Genomic DNA, 16803 nt, shown 5'->3' on the forward strand with positions numbered 1-16803 from the left:
TCCTGTTTCAGCCGGTGCGCTTAGAACACCTGGCAGAGAATTTCTCCGCCGACGTTCTGTTCGCGCGCCTCGTGGTCGGCCATCACACCTTTCGGCGTCGAGAGGATCGAAATGCCGAGGCCATTGGCGACCGAGGGGATCGACTTTACCGACACATAGACGCGGCGGCCGGGCTTGGAGACGCGGGCGATCTCGCGGACCACCGGAACGCCGTCGAAATACTTCAGCTCGATTTCGATCTCGGACTTGCCGTTATCGAAGTCGGTCTGGCTGAAGTCGCGGATGTAGCCCTCGGCCTTCAGGACCTCGAGCACGCGGCTGCGCAGACGCGAGGCCGGCGTCGAGACCTTGGACTTCTTGCGGCCATAGGCGTTGCGGATGCGGGTCAGCATATCGCCGAGAGGATCGTTCAGTGACATGTCATGTCCTCCTTACCAGCTCGACTTGACCAGACCCGGCACTGCGCCGAGCGAGCCCAGTTCGCGCAGCGCGATACGCGACATCTTCAGCTTGCGATAGTAGGCGCGCGGACGGCCGGTCACCTCGCAGCGGTTGCGGATGCGCACTTTCGCGGAGTTGCGCGGCATGGCGGCGAGTTTCAACTGCGCACGGAAGCGCTCCTCCAGAGGAAGCCCCTGGTTCATGATGATCGCCTTAAGCGCCTTGCGCTTGGCCGCCTTGGCGGCGACGAGCTTGCGACGGCGCTCGTTCTTCTCGACTGAGCTGGTCTTTGCCATTTCAGATTTTTCCTTTGCTCGCTGCCGTTACTGCCGGAACGGGAAGTTGAAGCCCTTGAGCAGCGCCCTGGCTTCGTCGTCCGTCTTGGCGGTCGTACAAACGATGATGTCCATTCCCCAGATCTGGTCGACCTTGTCATAGTTGATCTCGGGGAACACGATGTGCTCCTTGATGCCCATCGCATAGTTGCCGCGCCCGTCGAAGCTCTTCGGGTTCAGCCCGCGGAAGTCGCGGACGCGCGGCAACGCGATGTTCACCAGGCGGTCAAGGAACTCGTACATGCGTTCCTTGCGCAGGGTGACCTTCGCGCCGATCGGCATGTTCTCGCGAACCTTGAACTGGGCGACCGACTTGCGCGCATGGGTGACGACCGGCTTCTGGCCGGCGATCAGCGCCAGGTCAGCGGCGGCGACCGTGGGCTTCTTGGAATCGCCCGTGGCTTCGCCTACGCCCATGTTCAGCACGATCTTGTCGAGACGCGGAATCTCCATCTCGTTGTCGTACTTGAACTGCTCGAGCAGCGCCTTGCGGATGGTCTCTTCGTAGACCTTCTTAAGGCGGGGCTGGATTGCTGCCTTAGCCATTGATCACTTCTCCCGAGCGCTTCGCGACGCGCACCTTCTTGCCGTCGGCCTGGACCTGGAAGCCGACGCGGGTCGGCTTGCCGTCCTTGGGATCGGCCAACGCGATGTTGGACAGATGGATGGGGGCTTCCTTGCGGATCAGCCCGCCCTCCTGCGCCTGCGACTGCCGCTGGTGGCGCACGATGATGTTGATGCCGCGCACGATCGCCGTGTCTTCCTTCGGCTGAACCGACAGCACCTCGCCGGAGCGGCCCTTGTCCTTGCCGGTGAGCACGACGACCTTGTCGCCCTTGCGGATCTTCTGCATTTTTCCGGCTCCTTACAGAACTTCAGGCGCGAGCGAGATGATCTTCATGTGGTTCTTGGCGCGAAGCTCGCGCGGAACCGGCCCGAAGATACGGGTGCCGATCGGCTCTTTCTTGTTGTCGACCAGAACCGCAGCGTTCTTGTCGAAACGGATCACGCTGCCATCCGGACGGCGGATGTCCTTGGCGGTGCGCACCACGACCGCCTTCATCACGTCGCCCTTCTTCACGCGGCCGCGCGGAATGGCTTCCTTGATCGACACGACGATGATGTCGCCGACCGAGGCATACTTCCGCTTCGAACCGCCCAGCACCTTGATGCACATGACACGACGGGCGCCGGAATTGTCCGCCACGTCGAGGTTTGTTTGCATCTGAATCATGACTGGCCGCCTTCTTCATGTCTGGGGATGAGCGAAGCGCCCTCCCCGGCTTGTCCAAAATTCGTTGTTATTGCGAGGCCTGCGCCTCGGTCACCACGACCCAGCGCTTGTCCTTGGAGATCGGCTTCGACTCCTGGATGAAGACCGTGTCGCCGACCTTGTGGGTGTTGTTCTCGTCGTGCGCCTTGTACTTCTTCGTCATACGCACGGTCTTTTTCATCACCGGGTGGGTGAAGCGGCGCTCGACCTTGACCACCACGGTCTTCTCGTTCTTGTCGCTGACGACGACGCCCTGCAGGATGCGCTTCGGCATTTTTCTCGTCCTTAAGCCTTCTTGGCCGCGTTTTCAGCGGCGACCGTCTTGATGCGGGCAATGTCCCGGCGGACCTCTCTCACACGAGCGGTCTTCTCAAGCTGGCCGGTCGCCTTCTGGAAGCGCAGGTTGAACTGCTCCTTCTTCAGCGAGGCCAGATCGTCGTCGAGCTGGTCGGGGGTCTTCGCCCTGATGTCGGTAATCTTCATGTCGGACCCCTTTCCTATTCAGCGATGCGCTGCACGAAGCGCGTCTTCACGGAGAGCTTGGCGGCGCCGAGTGCAAGAGCCGCACGCGCGGTCTCCTCGCTGACACCGTCGATCTCGAACATGATGCGGCCGGGCTTGACGCGCGCCGCCCAGTAGTCGACCGCGCCCTTGCCCTTGCCCATGCGCACCTCGGTCGGCTTCGAGGTGACCGGCAGATCCGGGAACACCCTGATCCAGACGCGACCGGCGCGCTTCATCTCGCGGGTGATCGCGCGGCGGGCCGCCTCGATCTCGCGCGCGGTGACGCGGTTCGGCTCAAGCGCCTTCAGCCCGAAACCACCGAAATCCAGGTTGGTGCCGCCCTTGGCGGCGCCGTGGATCCGGCCCTTGAACTGCTTGCGGAACTTTGTGCGCTTTGGCTGCAGCATCGTTCTTACTCCAAATTCCTATGCTCTCAGGCGTTCTCGCGACGCCGGCTGCGCTCGGCGCGTTCGCTGCGCTCGCCCGCGTGGCTGTGATCGCCTTCGCTCGCCCGACGCTCGGAAGCCATCGGGTCGTGCTCCAGGATCTCGCCCTTGAACACCCAAACCTTGACGCCGCAGACGCCGTAAGCGGTCTTGGCCTCGGCCGTGCCGTAGTCGACGTCGGCGCGCAGCGTGTGCAGCGGCACACGGCCCTCGCGGTACCACTCCATGCGCGCGATTTCGGCGCCGCCGAGACGGCCGGAGCAGTTGATACGGATGCCCTCGGCGCCCAGGCGCATGGCCGACTGCACGGCGCGCTTCATGGCGCGGCGGAAGGCGATGCGGCGCTCGAGCTGCTGGGCGATCGACTGGGCGACCAGCGTCGCGTCGATCTCCGGCTTGCGCACCTCGACGATGTTCAGGTGCGTCTCGGATTTCGTCATCTCGGTCAGCTTCTTGCGCAGCTTCTCGATGTCGGCGCCCTTCTTGCCGATGATCAGGCCCGGACGTGCGGCGTGGATGGTCACGCGGCACTTCTTGTGCGGACGCTCGATCACCACCTTCGACACTGCGGCCTGCTTGAGTTCCTTCATCAAGTACTCACGGATCTTGATGTCCTCGTGCAGCAGCTTGCCGTACTCGCCGGTGTTCGCGTACCAGCGCGAATCCCAGGTGCGGTTGATGCCGAGCCGGAGGCCGATCGGATTGATTTTCTGACCCATCAGGCGGCTTCCTTCTCTTCGACTTCGCGCACCACGATCGTCAGGTGCGAGAATGGCTTCTCGATGCGGCTGGCGCGACCGCGACCGCGGGCATGGAAGCGCTTCATGACGATCGACTTGCCGACATAGGCTTCCGCCACCACCAGTGCGTCGACGTCGAGGTCGTGATTGTTCTCCGCGTTGGCGATCGCCGACTCCAGCGTCTTCTTGACGGTGCCGGCAATGCGCTTGCGCGAGAATTCGAGATCGTTCAGCGCGGTCTGAACCTTCTTGCCGCGGATCAGAGCGGCAACCAGGTTCAGCTTCTGCGGGCTGACGCGGATGGTGCGGAGGACCGCACGCGCCTCGTTGTCAGCAAGCCTGCGCGGAGCTTTGGCCTTGCCCATGTTACTTCCTCTTCGCCTTCTTGTCCGCGCCGTGGCCGTAATAGGTCCGGGTCGGAGCGAATTCGCCGAACTTATGGCCGACCATGTCTTCCGACACGCTGACCGGAATGTGTTTCTGGCCGTTGTAGACGCCGAAGGTGAGGCCGACGAATTGCGGCAGGACGGTGGAGCGGCGGCTCCACATCTTGATCACCTCGTTGCGGCCACCGTCGCGCACCTTGTCGGCCTTCTTGAGAAGAAAGCCGTCGACGAACGGACCTTTCCAAACTGAACGGGTCACTTCGCGTTACCTCTTCTTAGCTCTTGCGCTGATGGCGCGAACGGACGATGAACTTGTCGGTCGCCTTGTTCGAGCGCGTCTTCTTGCCCTTGGTCGGCTTGCCCCATGGGCTGACCGGATGGCGGCCGCCCGAGGTGCGGCCTTCGCCGCCGCCATGCGGATGATCGACCGGGTTCATGGCCACGCCGCGGTTGTGCGGGCGCTTGCCCTTCCAAACGGTGCGGCCGGCCTTGCCGTCATTGATGTTGCCGTGGTCCGGGTTCGAAACCGCGCCGACGGTAGCCATGCAGGTGCCGTGAACGATGCGCTGCTCGCCCGAATTGAGGCGCAGGATCGCCATGCCCTGGTCGCGGCCGACCAACTGGGCGTAAGCGCCGGCCGAACGGGCGACCTGACCGCCCTTGCCCGGCTTAAGCTCGACATTGTGGACGATGGTGCCGACCGGCATGCCGGCAAGCTGCATCGCATTGCCCGGCTTAACGTCGACCGACTCGCCGGCAATGATCTTGTCGCCTACCGCCAGGCGCTGCGGCGCCAGGATGTAGTTCAACTCGCCATCCTCGTACTTCACCAGCGCGATGAAGGCCGTGCGGTTCGGATCGTATTCGATCCGCTCGACCGTCGCCGAAACGTCGAACTTGCGACGCTTGAAGTCGATGATGCGATACGACTGCTTATGGCCGCCGCCGATGAAACGGGCGGTGATGCGACCAGTATTGTTGCGTCCGCCGGACTTCCTCAAGCCTTCGGTCAAGCCCTTCACAGGCTTGCCCTTGTAGAGCGCCGAACGGTCGACGATGACCAGTTGGCGCAGGCTCGGCGTTACGGGCTTGAAATTCTTAAGTGCCATTGTCCTGTCCTCGCGCCCCTCAGAGACCCGTGGCGACGTCGATCGACTGACCGTCGGCCAGCGTGACCACCGCCTTCTTCACGTCGCTCTGCCGGCCGACCGTGCCGCGGAACCGCTTCACCTTGCCCTTGCGGACGAGCGTGTTGACCGCGGTGACCTTGACGCTGAACAGCGCCTCGACGGCCGCCTTGATTTCCGGCTTCGTCGCCTTCTTGGCAACGTTGAAGACGACCTGATTGTGCTCGGAAGCGGTGGTCGTCTTTTCGGTGATCGCCGGGCTGACGATCACGTCGTAGTGGCGAAGGTCAGTCATTTGAAGCGCTCCTCGAGAGCCTCGACGGCGGCCTTGGAAAGGACCAGCGTGCCGCGGCGCAGAATGTCGTAGACGTTGATGCCCTGGACCGGCAGCACGTCGATGTTCGGGATGTTGGCGGCTGCCAGCTTGAAGTTTGCGTCAAGCTCGGCGCCGCCGATCAGCAGCGCGTTGGACAGGCCGAGTGCGGCGAAATTCGCCACCAGCGCCTTGGTCTTGGCTTCCGTCAGCGCCAGCTCGTCGACAACAACGATCGACGAGGCCTTCGCCTTGGCCGACAGCGCGTGCTTCAGGCCCAGCGCACGAACCTTCTTGGGCAAGTCGTGCTCGTGGCTGCGGGCCACCGGGCCGTGCGCCTTGCCGCCGCCGCGGAACTGCGGAGCGCGGGCCGAATGGTGGCGGGCGCGGCCCGTACCCTTCTGCTTGTACATCTTGGCGCCGGTGCGCGCGATGTCGGCGCGACCCTTGGCCTGATGCGTGCCCTGCTGCTTCTTGGCGAGCTGCCAACGCACGACGCGCTGCAGGATGTCCTCGCGCGGGTCGAGACCGAAGATCGCGTCCGAGAGCTCGACCTTGCCGGCGTCCTTGCCTGCGAGCGTTGAAATCTTGATGTCCATTATTCCGCACCCTCAGTGGCCGGAGCTTCGGTCGTGGCCACGGCACGCAGGCCGGCCGGCTTCGGCGCGTTGTCCGGCAGCGCCGCCTTGACGGCGTCGCGCACCAGGATCCAGGCGCCCTTGGTGCCCGGAACAGCGCCACGGATCAGGATCAGACCGCGGTCGGCGTCGGTCGAGACGACCTCGACGTTCTGCGTGGTCACGCGGGTCGCGCCCATGTGGCCGGCCATCTTCTTGCCCTTGAACACCTTGCCGGGGTCCTGGCGCTGACCGGTCGAACCATGCGTGCGGTGCGACACCGAGTTACCATGGGTAGCGCGGCCACCGCCGAAATTGTGGCGCTTGATGACGCCCTGGAAACCCTTGCCGGTCGAGGTGCCCGTCACATCGACCTTCTGGCCGGCGACGAAGTGATCGACGGTAATCTCCGCGCCGACGTCGAGCAGGTTGTCGTCGGAGACGCGGAACTCGGCAAGCTTCGCCTTCGGCTCGACGGAAGCGCCAGCGAAATGGCCGCGCATCGCCTTCGAGGTGTTCTTGACCTTGGCAAGGCCGACGCCGAGCTGAACGGCCGTGTAGCCATTCTTCTCCTTCGTGCGCTGCGCCACGACCTGGCAGCTCTCCATGCGGAGAACGGTGACGGGGACATGCTCGCCGGCGTCGTTGTAGACGCGCGTCATTCCCAACTTCTGTGCGATAACACCTGAACGCATCGGTTCGATTTCCTTCAGAGTTCCCGGTCGGGGAAGACCCCTTCCTGCCTCTTTTCCTTCAGAGGAGCCTTTCAGACCTACGCCCGGCCGGCTCGTGATCCCCGCTCCTTAGAGCTTGATTTCGACGTCGACGCCCGCGGCGAGGTCGAGCTTCATCAGAGCGTCGACCGTCTGCGGGGTCGGATCAACGATATCGAGCAGCCGCTTGTGGGTGCGCATCTCGAACTGCTCGCGGCTCTTCTTGTCGATGTGCGGCGAGCGGTTGACCGTGAATTTCTCGATCCGCGTCGGCAGCGGGATCGGGCCCCTCACATTGGCGCCCGTGCGCTTGGCGGTGGACACGATCTCGCGCGTGGAAGCGTCGAGCACGCGATGGTCGAACGCTTTGAGGCGGATACGGATATTTTGACCGTTCATCTCGTCGAATTCCTTGTTCTGGCGCGGCGCGGGCGAATTCCCGCCCGCGACAGATCGGTTGCTTACTCAGTGATGCTGACGACGACGCCGGCGCCGACGGTGCGGCCGCCCTCGCGGATGGCGAAGCGCAGCTTCTCCTCCATGGCGATCGGCACGATCAGCTCGACGTCGACCGTCACATTGTCGCCCGGCATCACCATCTCGGTGCCCTCGGCAAGCGACACGATGCCGGTCACGTCGGTGGTGCGGAAGTAGAACTGCGGACGGTAGTTGGTGAAGAACGGCGTGTGACGGCCACCCTCCTCCTTGGTCAGGATATAGGCTTCCGCCTTGAACTTCTTGTGCGGCTTCACCGAACCCGGCTTGGCCAGAACCTGGCCGCGCTCGACACCCTCACGGTCGATGCCGCGCAACAGCGCGCCGATGTTGTCGCCCGCCTGGCCCTGGTCGAGCAGCTTGCGGAACATCTCGACGCCCGTGCAGGTCGTCTTCACGGTCGGGCGGATGCCGACGATCTCAAGCTCCTCGCCGACCTTGACGATGCCGCGCTCGACGCGACCCGTCACCACCGTGCCGCGGCCCGAGATCGAGAACACGTCCTCGATCGGCATCAGGAACGGCTGGTCGATCGGACGCTCCGGCGTCGGGATGTAGTCGTCAACCGCCGCCATCAGCTTGCGGATGGCGTCCTCGCCGATCTCCTTGTTCGAATCCTCGAGCGCGGCAAGCGCCGAGCCGGGGATGATCGGAATGTCGTCGCCCGGGAACTCGTTCTTCGACAGAAGCTCGCGCACCTCGAGCTCGACCAGCTCAAGCAGCTCGGCGTCGTCGACCTGGTCGACCTTGTTCAGGAACACCACGATCGACGGCACGCCGACCTGGCGGGCCAGAAGAATGTGCTCGCGCGTCTGCGGCATCGGGCCGTCGGCGGCCGAAACCACCAGGATGGCGCCGTCCATCTGCGCGGCGCCGGTGATCATGTTCTTCACATAGTCGGCGTGGCCGGGGCAGTCGACGTGGGCATAGTGGCGCTTGGCCGTCTCGTATTCGACGTGGGCGGTCGAAATGGTGATGCCGCGCGCCTTCTCTTCCGGTGCGGCGTCGATCTGGTCGTAGGCCTTGTATTCGCCGAAATACTTGGTGATCGCAGCCGTCAAAGACGTCTTGCCATGGTCGACATGGCCGATCGTACCAATGTTCACATGCGGCTTCGTCCGCTCAAATTTGCTCTTGGCCATGTGAGGTCTCCGTCTTTACTTCGCCCGCTAAGGCAATGGATCAGGTTTCGCGCCGATACCCTTGGGCTTACGCGTATTTCTTCTGGACTTCCTGCGCCACGGCAGTCGGAACCGGCTCATAGTGGTCGAACTGCATCGTGTACTGGGCGCGGCCCTGGCTCATCGAACGCAGATTGTCGACGTATTTGAACATGTTGGCGAGCGGCACCATGGCGTTGATGACGACGGCAACGCCGCGCGCCTCCTGGCCCTGGATCTGGCCGCGGCGGCCGTTTAGGTCGCCGATGACCGAGCCGACATAGTCTTCCGGCGTCACCACCTCGACCTTCATGATCGGCTCGAGCAACTGCACGCCAAGCTTGGGAGCAGCTTCGCGGAAGCACGCGCGGCCGGCGATTTCGAAGGCCAGCACCGACGAGTCGACATCGTGGAACGCGCCGTCGATCAGCGTCGCCTTGACGCCAATCATCGGGAAGCCGGCAAACGGGCCGGACGACATGACGCTCTTGATGCCCTTGTCGACGCCGGGGATGTATTCCTTCGGAACCGCGCCGCCGACGATCTTCGACTCGAACTGGAAGTCGGTGCTTTCCGGATCCGGCTCGAAGAGGATCTTGACGCGGGCGAACTGGCCCGTGCCGCCGGTCTGCTTCTTGTGGGTGTAGTCCTGTTCGTGCGTGCGGGTAATCGTTTCGCGATAGGCGACCTGCGGCGCGCCGACATTGGCCTCGACCTTGAACTCGCGCTTCATGCGGTCGACGATAATGTCGAGATGCAATTCGCCCATGCCCGAAATGATGGTCTGGCCGGATTCCTCGTCGGTCTTGACGCGGAAGGACGGATCCTCGGCGGCGAGACGATGCAGCGCGAGGCCCATCTTCTCCTGGTCGTTCTTGGTCTTCGGCTCGATGGCGATCTGGATCACCGGATCGGGGAATTCCATGCGCTCGAGGATGACCGGGTGCAGCGGGTCGCAAAGCGTGTCGCCGGTGGTCGTGTCCTTGAGGCCGGCCAGGGCGACGATGTCGCCAGCGAAAGCCTCTTCGATGTCGGCGCGCGAATTCGCATGCATCTGCAGCATGCGGCCGATGCGCTCCTTCTTGCCCTTCACCGTGTTGTCGAGCGACATGCCCTTGGTGAGCTTGCCGGAATAGATGCGGGCGAAGGTCAGCGAGCCGACGAACGGATCGTTCATGATCTTGAAGGCCAGCATCGACAGCGGCTCGCTGTCGTCCGCGTGGCGCTCGATCTCGGCATCGGTCTTGGCGTCCACGCCCTTGATGGCCGGCACGTCGATCGGCGAAGGCAGGTAGTCGCCGACCGCGTCGAGCAGCGGCTGAACGCCCTTGTTCTTGAAGGCCGTGCCGCAGAACACCGGATGGAACTTGACCGCGATCGTGCCCTTGCGGATCAGCGCGCGGATCTCGTCATTCGACGGCATCTTGCCTTCGAGGTAGTTTTCGAGCGCCGTCTCGTCCATCTCGACGATGGCCTCGATCATCTTCTCGCGATACTCTTCGGCTTTCGCCTTGAGGTCGGCCGGAATCTCGACGACGTCCCAGGCCGCGCCAAGTTCCTCGTTGCGCCAGATCAGCGCGTTCATCTCGATCAGGTCGACGACACCCTTGAAGTCGTTCTCGGCGCCGATCGGCAGTTGCACGGCAACAGCAACCGCGCCAAGGCGCGACTTGATCATGTCCAGGCAGCGGTAGAAGTCCGCGCCGGTCTTGTCCATCTTGTTGCAGAAGATCATGCGCGGGACATGATACTTCTCGGCCTGGCGCCAGACGGTCTCGGTCTGCGGCTCGACGCCGGCATTGGAATCGAGCAGCGCGATGGCGCCGTCGAGCACGCGCAGCGAACGCTCGACTTCAATGGTGAAGTCGACGTGGCCGGGGGTGTCGATGATGTTGAAGCGACGCTGCTTGCCGTCGCGGCCCTTCCAGAAGGTCGTGGTCGCGGCCGACGTGATGGTGATGCCGCGCTCCTGCTCCTGCTCCATCCAGTCCATGGTGGCCGCGCCGTCATGCACTTCGCCGATCTTGTGCGACTTGCCGGTGTAATAGAGAATCCGCTCGGTCGTCGTCGTCTTGCCGGCGTCGATATGCGCCATGATGCCGAAGTTGCGGTAGTCTTCGATTTTATATTCGCGGGCCATGGGAGGTGCCTCTTTCTCGTGCTTCTGCCGATTACCAGCGGTAATGGGCAAAGGCGCGGTTGGCCTCAGCCATCTTGTGGGTGTCTTCGCGCTTCTTGACCGCGGTGCCGCGATTGTTGGCGGCATCCATGAGTTCGCCCGAGAGGCGATCGACCATGGTGGTCTCGTTGCGGTTGCGGGCGGCCGTGATCAGCCAGCGGATGGCGAGCGCCTGGCGGCGCTCCGGGCGGACGTCGACCGGCACCTGGTAGGTGGCGCCGCCGACGCGGCGGGAACGGACCTCGACATGCGGCGCGACATTGTCCAGCGCCTGCTTGAAGACAACCACCGGCTCCTGCTTGGTCTTGGAACGAACCTGCTCCAGCGCACTGTAGACGATCGTCTCGGCGACCGACTTCTTGCCATCGTACATGATGGCGTTCATGAACTTGGTGACGACCAGATCGCCGAACTTGGGATCCGGGTTGATTTCACGCTTGTCTGCACTGTGACGACGGGACATCTGCTTGATCTCTCACTCTCGACGGCGCGGCGCTAAAAAAAGAAAGCGCCAAAGCCGGGGGAAAAGCCCTTACTTCGGACGCTTGGCGCCGTACTTCGAACGGCGCTGCTTGCGGTTTTTCACGCCCTGCGTGTCGAGCACGCCGCGGATGATGTGATAGCGCACACCCGGAAGATCCTTGACGCGACCGCCACGGATCATCACCACGGAGTGCTCCTGAAGGTTGTGGCCCTCGCCGGGAATATAGCCGATCACCTCGAAGCCGTTGGTCAGGCGGATCTTCGCAACCTTGCGCAGCGCGGAGTTCGGCTTCTTCGGCGTCGTCGTATAGACGCGCGTGCAGACGCCCCGCTTCTGCGGGTTCTGCTGCATGGCCGGAACCTTGTTGCGCGTCGCCGGCGCTTGGCGCGGCTTGCGGATCAGCTGGTTGACGGTAGGCATTAAATCCTCTTGTCTTTCTTAGTCCGTATCCAGGGCCCGTCCAGGGCGGTTTCGAACGCCATTTCCATACGCAAATTCGGGCATGAAACCGCTTCTTGCGGTTTTGCCCGAACGAAAGCAGAGGAAGCGCCAAGCGCTTCGTGCATGCCGGAAATGTGTTTTCGCTCGTAGAACGAACCCTGTTTGAGGCAAGCTCCAAGTCGCGACGACTTGGAAAATCAGACCTCACATCGGTTCAGACGAGGCGGCTTCTACTCGGTGAGTCCTTGCCCGTCAAGCCCGAAACGCGAAATCTGGCGCGGAGATAGGTGCCTTGCGCCGGCCGCGCAACAGCCCGTAATTTTCTTTCGTCTGCCACCGCCGCGACAAACGAATATGTCCGACCCCGCGGATCGCGCCTTCTCATTTCGCCAAAGCTGTCTAGTTACATCCGGAAGACAGCGAAGACTCCATCCCCGACTCGCAGGAATCACATGAACGACAACGAACCCAGACCCGTCACCATCATCACCGGCCGGGTTTTTCGCGACAAGGGCGGCGCTTCGGAGGGCGTCCATATCTTCCTGGTCGCGCCGGACGACGACACGGCGGTGCGCACCGCCCTCGAATCGCTGGCAAAGGAAGGTTACGCCGAAGCCGAGCTGGACCAGATCGGCGAGATGGACGGCGCACCCGACGAGGAGCCCCACGCCTCCGCCTACCAGGGGGCGCTGGAGGGCGAAGTTTCGATCGTGACGTTCGAGGAGCGCGATTGACCGAGACAGCCGGTTATCCGTTCCCGACGATATCTCCGCCACTAGCAACCAACATGGGCGCAGCGTATTCTCGCGCGGTGGCGCGCAGTCGTTCAGCGTATTCGTATATTTCGTCGAGGGTATCGACCCTGACCCGATCCTCCTTATCGCCATCGAACAGGCCGAGATACTTGACGGACCGGTTGAAATGCAGCCGGGCAAGTGGGCGGCGGTTGTTGTTGTCGACGAGGATGCCGCAATAGCTTTTCTGGTCGCGCATTACGACCCGAGCAGGCTTAAGGATGTCCCGAACGATCGCCCGCACAATCATGAATCCCTCGCGTTCCTCCTCCGAGGTAATGATCTCTTCTTCATCGGATTCGTCGGCGCCGATTTCGGATACTTCGGTTTCAGCGAGGGCATTGGACAGTCGAGACTGAACCGACTCGCGAACGATCTCACGGAAAGCCGCCTTGACCATCGGCGTAAACATTTCCTTCACTTGGCTAGTAAAGCGCCCCTGATAGAGTCCATTCGTTACCATTCGAACGAAATCCTCAGGAGGATTTTCCATCACGCCATTGATTTCCTTCTTAATAGCGGAGGTGTATTTAAGTCGATGTGCGGACTGGAGGATACCATCGACGTTGAATTCGGCCTTGGCAAATTTCTTCAGCTCAGCAATTAGCTGCCCCTGTAGATCAGAAAGATCAAACGTCAGAAAAGGTCTTTCATCCAGCTTATTTGGAGCCACGAGATCGGTATGGAAGTGAAATGTCCGACCGTTCGTCAGGATAGCGAATTTTGCGTTTGTAACTGAAAAGTATCTATATAGCTGAGCCAGATGCATTTTCTCTAGCACGGTTGTAATCGGCTTACATTCAATCAGGATCCTGATATCACCATCGAGTTTGATTGCATAATCGACCTTCTCTCCCTTCTTGCCTACCGCGTCGGCGCAAAACTCGGGTATGACTTCATCAGGATTGAAAACGTCATAGTCGAGCGCGGCGAGGAACGGAAGAACTACCGCCGTTTTCAAAGCTTCCTCAGTGAGCATCGCGCTTGAGTGGGTCTTGATGCGATCGGCGAGCACTCGCAACTTTTCTTCGACAGTCATTTTTCCCTCCCTTTGTTATGAATTAGAATCATCCAATTTGGAAAGGAACGCAACCGTCTTTGCTGCAGCTATCAGCCGACACCCTAGTGAGAACAGAAGAAGCAAGATGTCGAAATCAGCGTCATTTTATGCGGGTTCGTGATAGAGCATTTCGATGCGCGCGACAGTGAGCATCGACGACGAACTCTTGGCCAAAGCCGAGCAGTACACCGGTATCAGCAAGCGATCCGCGCTTATTCGTGAGGCTTTGACGGCCCTCATCCAGCGCGAGGCGGCCAGGCGTCTCGCCCGCCTTGGCGGCAGCGACGCGGACGCCAAGGCGGCACCCCGCCGCTAATCGTCGCTCACACGACCCTTTCGCCGCCCCTGATCCTGTAGCTCGGCTGGTACATGGTCACCAGTTCCTCCGCCGCTGTCGGATGCACGGCCATGGTGCGGTCGAATGTTTCCTTGGTCAGCCTGCCCTTCACGGCGATGCCGAGAAGCTGCGCCATCTCGCCGGCGTCCGGACCCAGCACATGCGCGCCGACGACGCGACCGCTCGATGCCTCCACCACCAGCTTCATGATCATCCGCTCCTCGCGGCCCGGAAGAATATTGCGCATCGGCCGGAATGCCGCCCGGTAGATATCGAGATCGCCGAGCTTGTTCGCGGCCGCTTCCTCGGAAAGACCGACAGTGCCGATCTCCGGCTGCGAGAACACCGCCGTCGGCACGTCGTCCAGGTCGGGCTCGGTCGGGTTGCCCCTGAACACGGTTTCCACGAAACACATCGCCTCGTGGATCGCCACGGGCGTCAGTTGCAGCCGGTTGGTGACGTCGCCCAACGCAAAGATGTTGTCGACATTGGTGCGCGAAAAATCGTCGACCAGAATGTCACCGACCGGCCCGAGCGCGACGCCGGCATTCTCCAGCCCGAGATTTTCGGTGTTGGGGATGCGTCCCAGCGCCAGCATGACCTGGTCGGCGACAAGTTCCCTGCCCTTGGCCGTGCGCGCCAGCAACCGTCCGTCGCCGCATTTCTCCAGGCCGGCGAACACGTCGTGGCACAGGATCTTTATGCCCTTGCGCTCCATCGCCTCGTGCAGACCGCGCCGCAGATCCATGTCGAAGCGCGACAGGATCTCAGCGCCGCGATAGATCAGCGTCGTGTCGACGCCGAGGCCATGAAAAATATTTGCGAACTCGACCGCGATGTAGCCGCCGCCGGCGATAGCGATCGCCTTGGGCAGTTCCTCGAGATGGAAGGCGTCGTTGGAAGTAATCGCCAGCTCATGTCCCGGCAGCGCTTCATGCGGGCTTGGCCGGCCGCCGGTGGCGATCAGAATGGTCTCGGCCGTCACCTTGCGATTCTCGGCGACCAGCCGGATGGTGTGGGGGTCGACCAGTTCGGCACGGCTGCGGAAGGTCGTGCCGCCGGCCTTCTCGACACCGGTGCGGTAAATGTTCTCCAGCCGGGCGATCTCGCGGTCCTTGTTGGCGATCAGCGTCGGCCAGTCGAAGCTGCTTTCCCCGACATTCCAGCCGTAACCCGCCGCATCCTCGAAATATTCGGAGAATTGCGAGGCATAGACCAGCAGCTTTTTCGGCACGCAGCCGCGGATCACGCAGGTGCCGCCGAAGCGGTATTCCTCCGCGATCGCCACCCGCTTTCCCAGCCCGGCCGACACCCGTGCGGCCCGCACGCCGCCCGAGCCGCCGCCGATCACGAAGAGGTCGTAGTCGTATCGTGTCATGGGCCGTCTCCGCGTCGTATCAGGAACAGGAATCCAGATGCACTTATGCAGGGCGCTCCGAAATGAAAAGCCCGGCGCGTAGCCGGGCTCACACCGTCCTCACCTGCGATCGGGATCAGTTTGCCTTCGGCTGGCCTTCCGCAGGCGCCGGGGCCGGAGCGTCGGCGGGCTTGTTGGCGGCGACGATCGCGTCGAGCGCCCTGCCGACTTCACCGGCGAGATCGCGGTTGACCCCGCGCTGCCAGATGTCGGCGGCCTTGCTCAGCTCGCGCACCACGATCGGGCCGTCGGTGATCAGCTTCTTGCCTGCCGGCGAATCATAGAAGACGGCGATCGAATTCAGTTCCTCAGCGCTGAACACCTTGGCGTAGGCGAGCGCGGCTTCCTTCTCCAGGTCGGCGCGGCGCGGCGCCAGGGCGATGGCCTTGTCGTCCACCGTCTTGATGATGATCTCCTGCATGTCCGGATTCTTCTGGATCAGCGACTGCTTCAGGATGGACGCCGATTCGGGAAGGATCGCGTCGAACGGGTCGGTGGCCTTGATCGCGGCGACTGCCGCCCGCGCTGCCTTGAGATGTTCTTCCGAGATCTCCTGCGCGGAAGCGGGCGCAGCGGCGAACACGAAGGCCGAGGCGAAGGCCGCGAAGGCAAGACGGCGGACTGGGTTCAGCCGGATCATGATGAAAGCAACTCCTGTTCTATTGTCGCGCGAGGATCGTTCTCGCGCCGTCCGTGCCGGCCACCACCGCCATTTGAGCGAGGCCGATGAACAGCCCATGCTCGACGACGCCTGGCACGGAATGAAGACCGGTAGATAGCGCTCTTGGATCGGGAATGCGGCCAAAAGATGCGTCGAGGATGAAATGCCCGCCGTCTGTAACAAATGGCGCGTCCTTCGTCATCCGCAATGTGATCGGTCCGGACAGCGCCAGCGAATCGGCGACGCGGCGGATCGCGATCTCGGTGGCGCGCAGGCCGAACGGGTTGACCTCGATTGGCAGCGGAAAACGCCCGAGGGTGTCCACCTGCTTGCTGTCGTCGGCGATCACGATCATGCGTTTCGACGCGGCCGCGACGATTTTTTCCCGCAGCAGCGCGCCGCCTCCGCCCTTGATCAGGACGAGACCCGGGTCGAATTCGTCGGCGCCGTCGATCGTCAGGTCGAGTTCCGGCGTCTCGTCGAGCGTCGTCAACGGCACACCGGTCTCGCGGCAGAGTTTCGCGGTGCGCTCCGAGGTCGGCACGCCGATGATGGCGAGCCCACCCGCGACCCTTTCGGCCAGCAAGCGCACGAATTCTTCCGCCGTCGAGCCGCTGCCGATGCCGAGCCGCATGCCGCTTTCGACATGGGTCAGCGCGGTCCTCGCCGCTTCGATCTTCAGTGCACGTGCGTCCATCGGGCCATCCGCCGAGTCCATAGGCGTCGGCTCCTAGCATCTTTGGCGCACAGGACAAGCCCTCGCGCGGTCCCATGCGTCGAGATTGCCCGATCGGCGACGCTTTCCGGTGAGGAGCCGAGGGAATGCGGCCTAGCCTCTTCGGCGCATCGAAATCTCGACGCCAAAGCCATCCACTTTCGG

The 16803-nt window shown here is 62.5% G+C and carries 26 protein-coding genes; 2 read left to right on the forward strand and 24 right to left on the reverse strand.

Translation table 11 applies throughout. The features are described 5' to 3' along the window. Positions 1-20: 20 nt before the first annotated feature. The 20 genes from rpsH to rpsL all read right to left on the reverse strand — a co-directional run bounded on the left by rpsH (position 21) and on the right by rpsL (position 11633). Positions 21-419, reverse strand: a complete 399-nt coding sequence (rpsH, locus tag RB623_RS12765) for a 30S ribosomal protein S8 (protein WP_308057208.1) — start codon at positions 417-419, stop codon at positions 21-23. Between the two features lie 12 nt (positions 420-431). Next, entirely contained in the window at positions 432-737 is a 306-nt protein-coding gene (gene rpsN, locus RB623_RS12770) for a 30S ribosomal protein S14 (protein ID WP_308057209.1), read from the reverse strand. A 27-nt stretch (positions 738-764) separates the two neighbouring features. Next, a complete protein-coding gene (rplE, locus tag RB623_RS12775) occupies positions 765-1322 on the reverse strand; it encodes a 50S ribosomal protein L5 (protein ID WP_308057210.1) in 558 nt (185 codons plus the stop codon). Continuing rightward, a complete protein-coding gene (rplX, locus tag RB623_RS12780; protein WP_308057211.1) occupies positions 1315-1629 on the reverse strand; it encodes a 50S ribosomal protein L24 in 315 nt (104 codons plus the stop codon). The genes rplE and rplX overlap by 8 nt, the downstream gene beginning before the upstream one ends. A 12-nt stretch (positions 1630-1641) precedes the next feature. Continuing rightward, complete coding sequence (gene rplN / locus RB623_RS12785; RefSeq protein WP_006205457.1) at positions 1642-2010, reverse strand: 50S ribosomal protein L14; 369 nt, start codon at positions 2008-2010, stop codon at positions 1642-1644. Between the two features lie 67 nt (positions 2011-2077). Further along, positions 2078-2323 (reverse strand): 30S ribosomal protein S17, encoded by a 246-nt coding sequence (gene rpsQ / locus RB623_RS12790; RefSeq protein ID WP_308057225.1) that lies wholly within the window; start codon positions 2321-2323, stop codon positions 2078-2080. Between the two features lie 11 nt (positions 2324-2334). Beyond that, the gene (rpmC, locus tag RB623_RS12795) at positions 2335-2532 is read right to left on the reverse strand and encodes a 50S ribosomal protein L29 (protein ID WP_308057226.1); all 198 of its coding nucleotides are present in this window, start codon (positions 2530-2532) and stop codon (positions 2335-2337) included. Positions 2533-2546: 14 nt separating this feature from the next. Then, complete coding sequence (rplP, locus tag RB623_RS12800; protein ID WP_308057227.1) at positions 2547-2960, reverse strand: 50S ribosomal protein L16; 414 nt, start codon at positions 2958-2960, stop codon at positions 2547-2549. Between the two features lie 26 nt (positions 2961-2986). Then, positions 2987-3718, reverse strand: coding sequence for a 30S ribosomal protein S3 (gene rpsC, locus RB623_RS12805; RefSeq protein ID WP_308057228.1), 732 nt, complete (start codon positions 3716-3718; stop codon positions 2987-2989). Further along, positions 3718-4104 (reverse strand): 50S ribosomal protein L22, encoded by a 387-nt coding sequence (gene rplV / locus RB623_RS12810; protein ID WP_308057229.1) that lies wholly within the window; start codon positions 4102-4104, stop codon positions 3718-3720. Before rplV ends, rpsC begins: the two co-directional genes overlap by 1 nt. 1 nt (position 4105) lies before the next feature. Beyond that, positions 4106-4384, reverse strand: coding sequence for a 30S ribosomal protein S19 (gene rpsS, locus RB623_RS12815; protein WP_308057231.1), 279 nt, complete (start codon positions 4382-4384; stop codon positions 4106-4108). A 16-nt stretch (positions 4385-4400) separates the two neighbouring features. Continuing rightward, positions 4401-5234, reverse strand: coding sequence for a 50S ribosomal protein L2 (gene rplB / locus RB623_RS12820; RefSeq protein ID WP_308057233.1), 834 nt, complete (start codon positions 5232-5234; stop codon positions 4401-4403). A gap of 19 nt (positions 5235-5253) precedes the next feature. Then, positions 5254-5547: a 50S ribosomal protein L23 gene (locus RB623_RS12825; protein WP_308057234.1), complete on the reverse strand. Its 294-nt coding sequence runs from the start codon at positions 5545-5547 to the stop codon at positions 5254-5256. Then, positions 5544-6164, reverse strand: a complete 621-nt coding sequence (gene rplD / locus RB623_RS12830) for a 50S ribosomal protein L4 (protein WP_308057235.1) — start codon at positions 6162-6164, stop codon at positions 5544-5546. Before rplD ends, RB623_RS12825 begins: the two co-directional genes overlap by 4 nt. Then, positions 6164-6877 (reverse strand): 50S ribosomal protein L3, encoded by a 714-nt coding sequence (gene rplC, locus RB623_RS12835; protein WP_308057236.1) that lies wholly within the window; start codon positions 6875-6877, stop codon positions 6164-6166. Before rplC ends, rplD begins: the two co-directional genes overlap by 1 nt. A 108-nt stretch (positions 6878-6985) precedes the next feature. Next, entirely contained in the window at positions 6986-7294 is a 309-nt protein-coding gene (gene rpsJ / locus RB623_RS12840; RefSeq protein ID WP_007066362.1) for a 30S ribosomal protein S10, read from the reverse strand. Between the two features lie 62 nt (positions 7295-7356). Continuing rightward, positions 7357-8532, reverse strand: coding sequence for an elongation factor Tu (gene tuf / locus RB623_RS12845; protein ID WP_308057238.1), 1176 nt, complete (start codon positions 8530-8532; stop codon positions 7357-7359). A 67-nt stretch (positions 8533-8599) separates the two neighbouring features. Then, positions 8600-10690 carry an elongation factor G gene (gene fusA, locus RB623_RS12850; protein WP_308057240.1) on the reverse strand — a complete coding sequence of 697 codons (2091 nt, stop codon included), beginning with the start codon at positions 10688-10690 and terminating at the stop codon, positions 8600-8602. Between the two features lie 31 nt (positions 10691-10721). Further along, positions 10722-11192, reverse strand: coding sequence for a 30S ribosomal protein S7 (gene rpsG / locus RB623_RS12855; protein ID WP_308057241.1), 471 nt, complete (start codon positions 11190-11192; stop codon positions 10722-10724). Between the two features lie 69 nt (positions 11193-11261). Then, positions 11262-11633: a 30S ribosomal protein S12 gene (gene rpsL, locus RB623_RS12860; protein WP_106775706.1), complete on the reverse strand. Its 372-nt coding sequence runs from the start codon at positions 11631-11633 to the stop codon at positions 11262-11264. A gap of 473 nt (positions 11634-12106) precedes the next feature. Here rpsL and RB623_RS12865 point away from each other — a divergent pair, with 473 nt between their 5' ends. Continuing rightward, entirely contained in the window at positions 12107-12388 is a 282-nt protein-coding gene (locus tag RB623_RS12865; RefSeq protein ID WP_308057243.1) for a transcriptional regulator, read from the forward strand. A gap of 13 nt (positions 12389-12401) precedes the next feature. Here the strand turns inward: RB623_RS12865 and RB623_RS12870 are convergent, their stop codons facing one another. Next, positions 12402-13487, reverse strand: coding sequence for a type I restriction enzyme HsdR N-terminal domain-containing protein (locus RB623_RS12870; RefSeq protein ID WP_308057244.1), 1086 nt, complete (start codon positions 13485-13487; stop codon positions 12402-12404). 154 nt (positions 13488-13641) lie between these two features. Here RB623_RS12870 and RB623_RS12875 point away from each other — a divergent pair, with 154 nt between their 5' ends. Then, positions 13642-13824, forward strand: a complete 183-nt coding sequence (locus RB623_RS12875) for a type II toxin-antitoxin system VapB family antitoxin (RefSeq protein ID WP_308057245.1) — start codon at positions 13642-13644, stop codon at positions 13822-13824. 7 nt (positions 13825-13831) lie between these two features. On the opposite strand, the gene gor is transcribed toward RB623_RS12875, so the two are convergent. From gor to rpiA, 3 genes are all read right to left on the reverse strand, one after another. Continuing rightward, complete coding sequence (gene gor, locus RB623_RS12880) at positions 13832-15223, reverse strand: glutathione-disulfide reductase (protein ID WP_308057246.1); 1392 nt, start codon at positions 15221-15223, stop codon at positions 13832-13834. A 115-nt stretch (positions 15224-15338) separates the two neighbouring features. Next, entirely contained in the window at positions 15339-15902 is a 564-nt protein-coding gene (locus RB623_RS12885) for a DUF2059 domain-containing protein (protein ID WP_308057247.1), read from the reverse strand. A gap of 19 nt (positions 15903-15921) precedes the next feature. Beyond that, positions 15922-16620, reverse strand: a complete 699-nt coding sequence (gene rpiA, locus RB623_RS12890; RefSeq protein ID WP_308057248.1) for a ribose-5-phosphate isomerase RpiA — start codon at positions 16618-16620, stop codon at positions 15922-15924. Between the last annotated feature and the right edge of the window lie 183 nt (positions 16621-16803).

The organism is Mesorhizobium sp. LHD-90 (assembly GCF_030929505.1).
GTDB lineage: Bacteria > Pseudomonadota > Alphaproteobacteria > Rhizobiales > Rhizobiaceae > Kumtagia.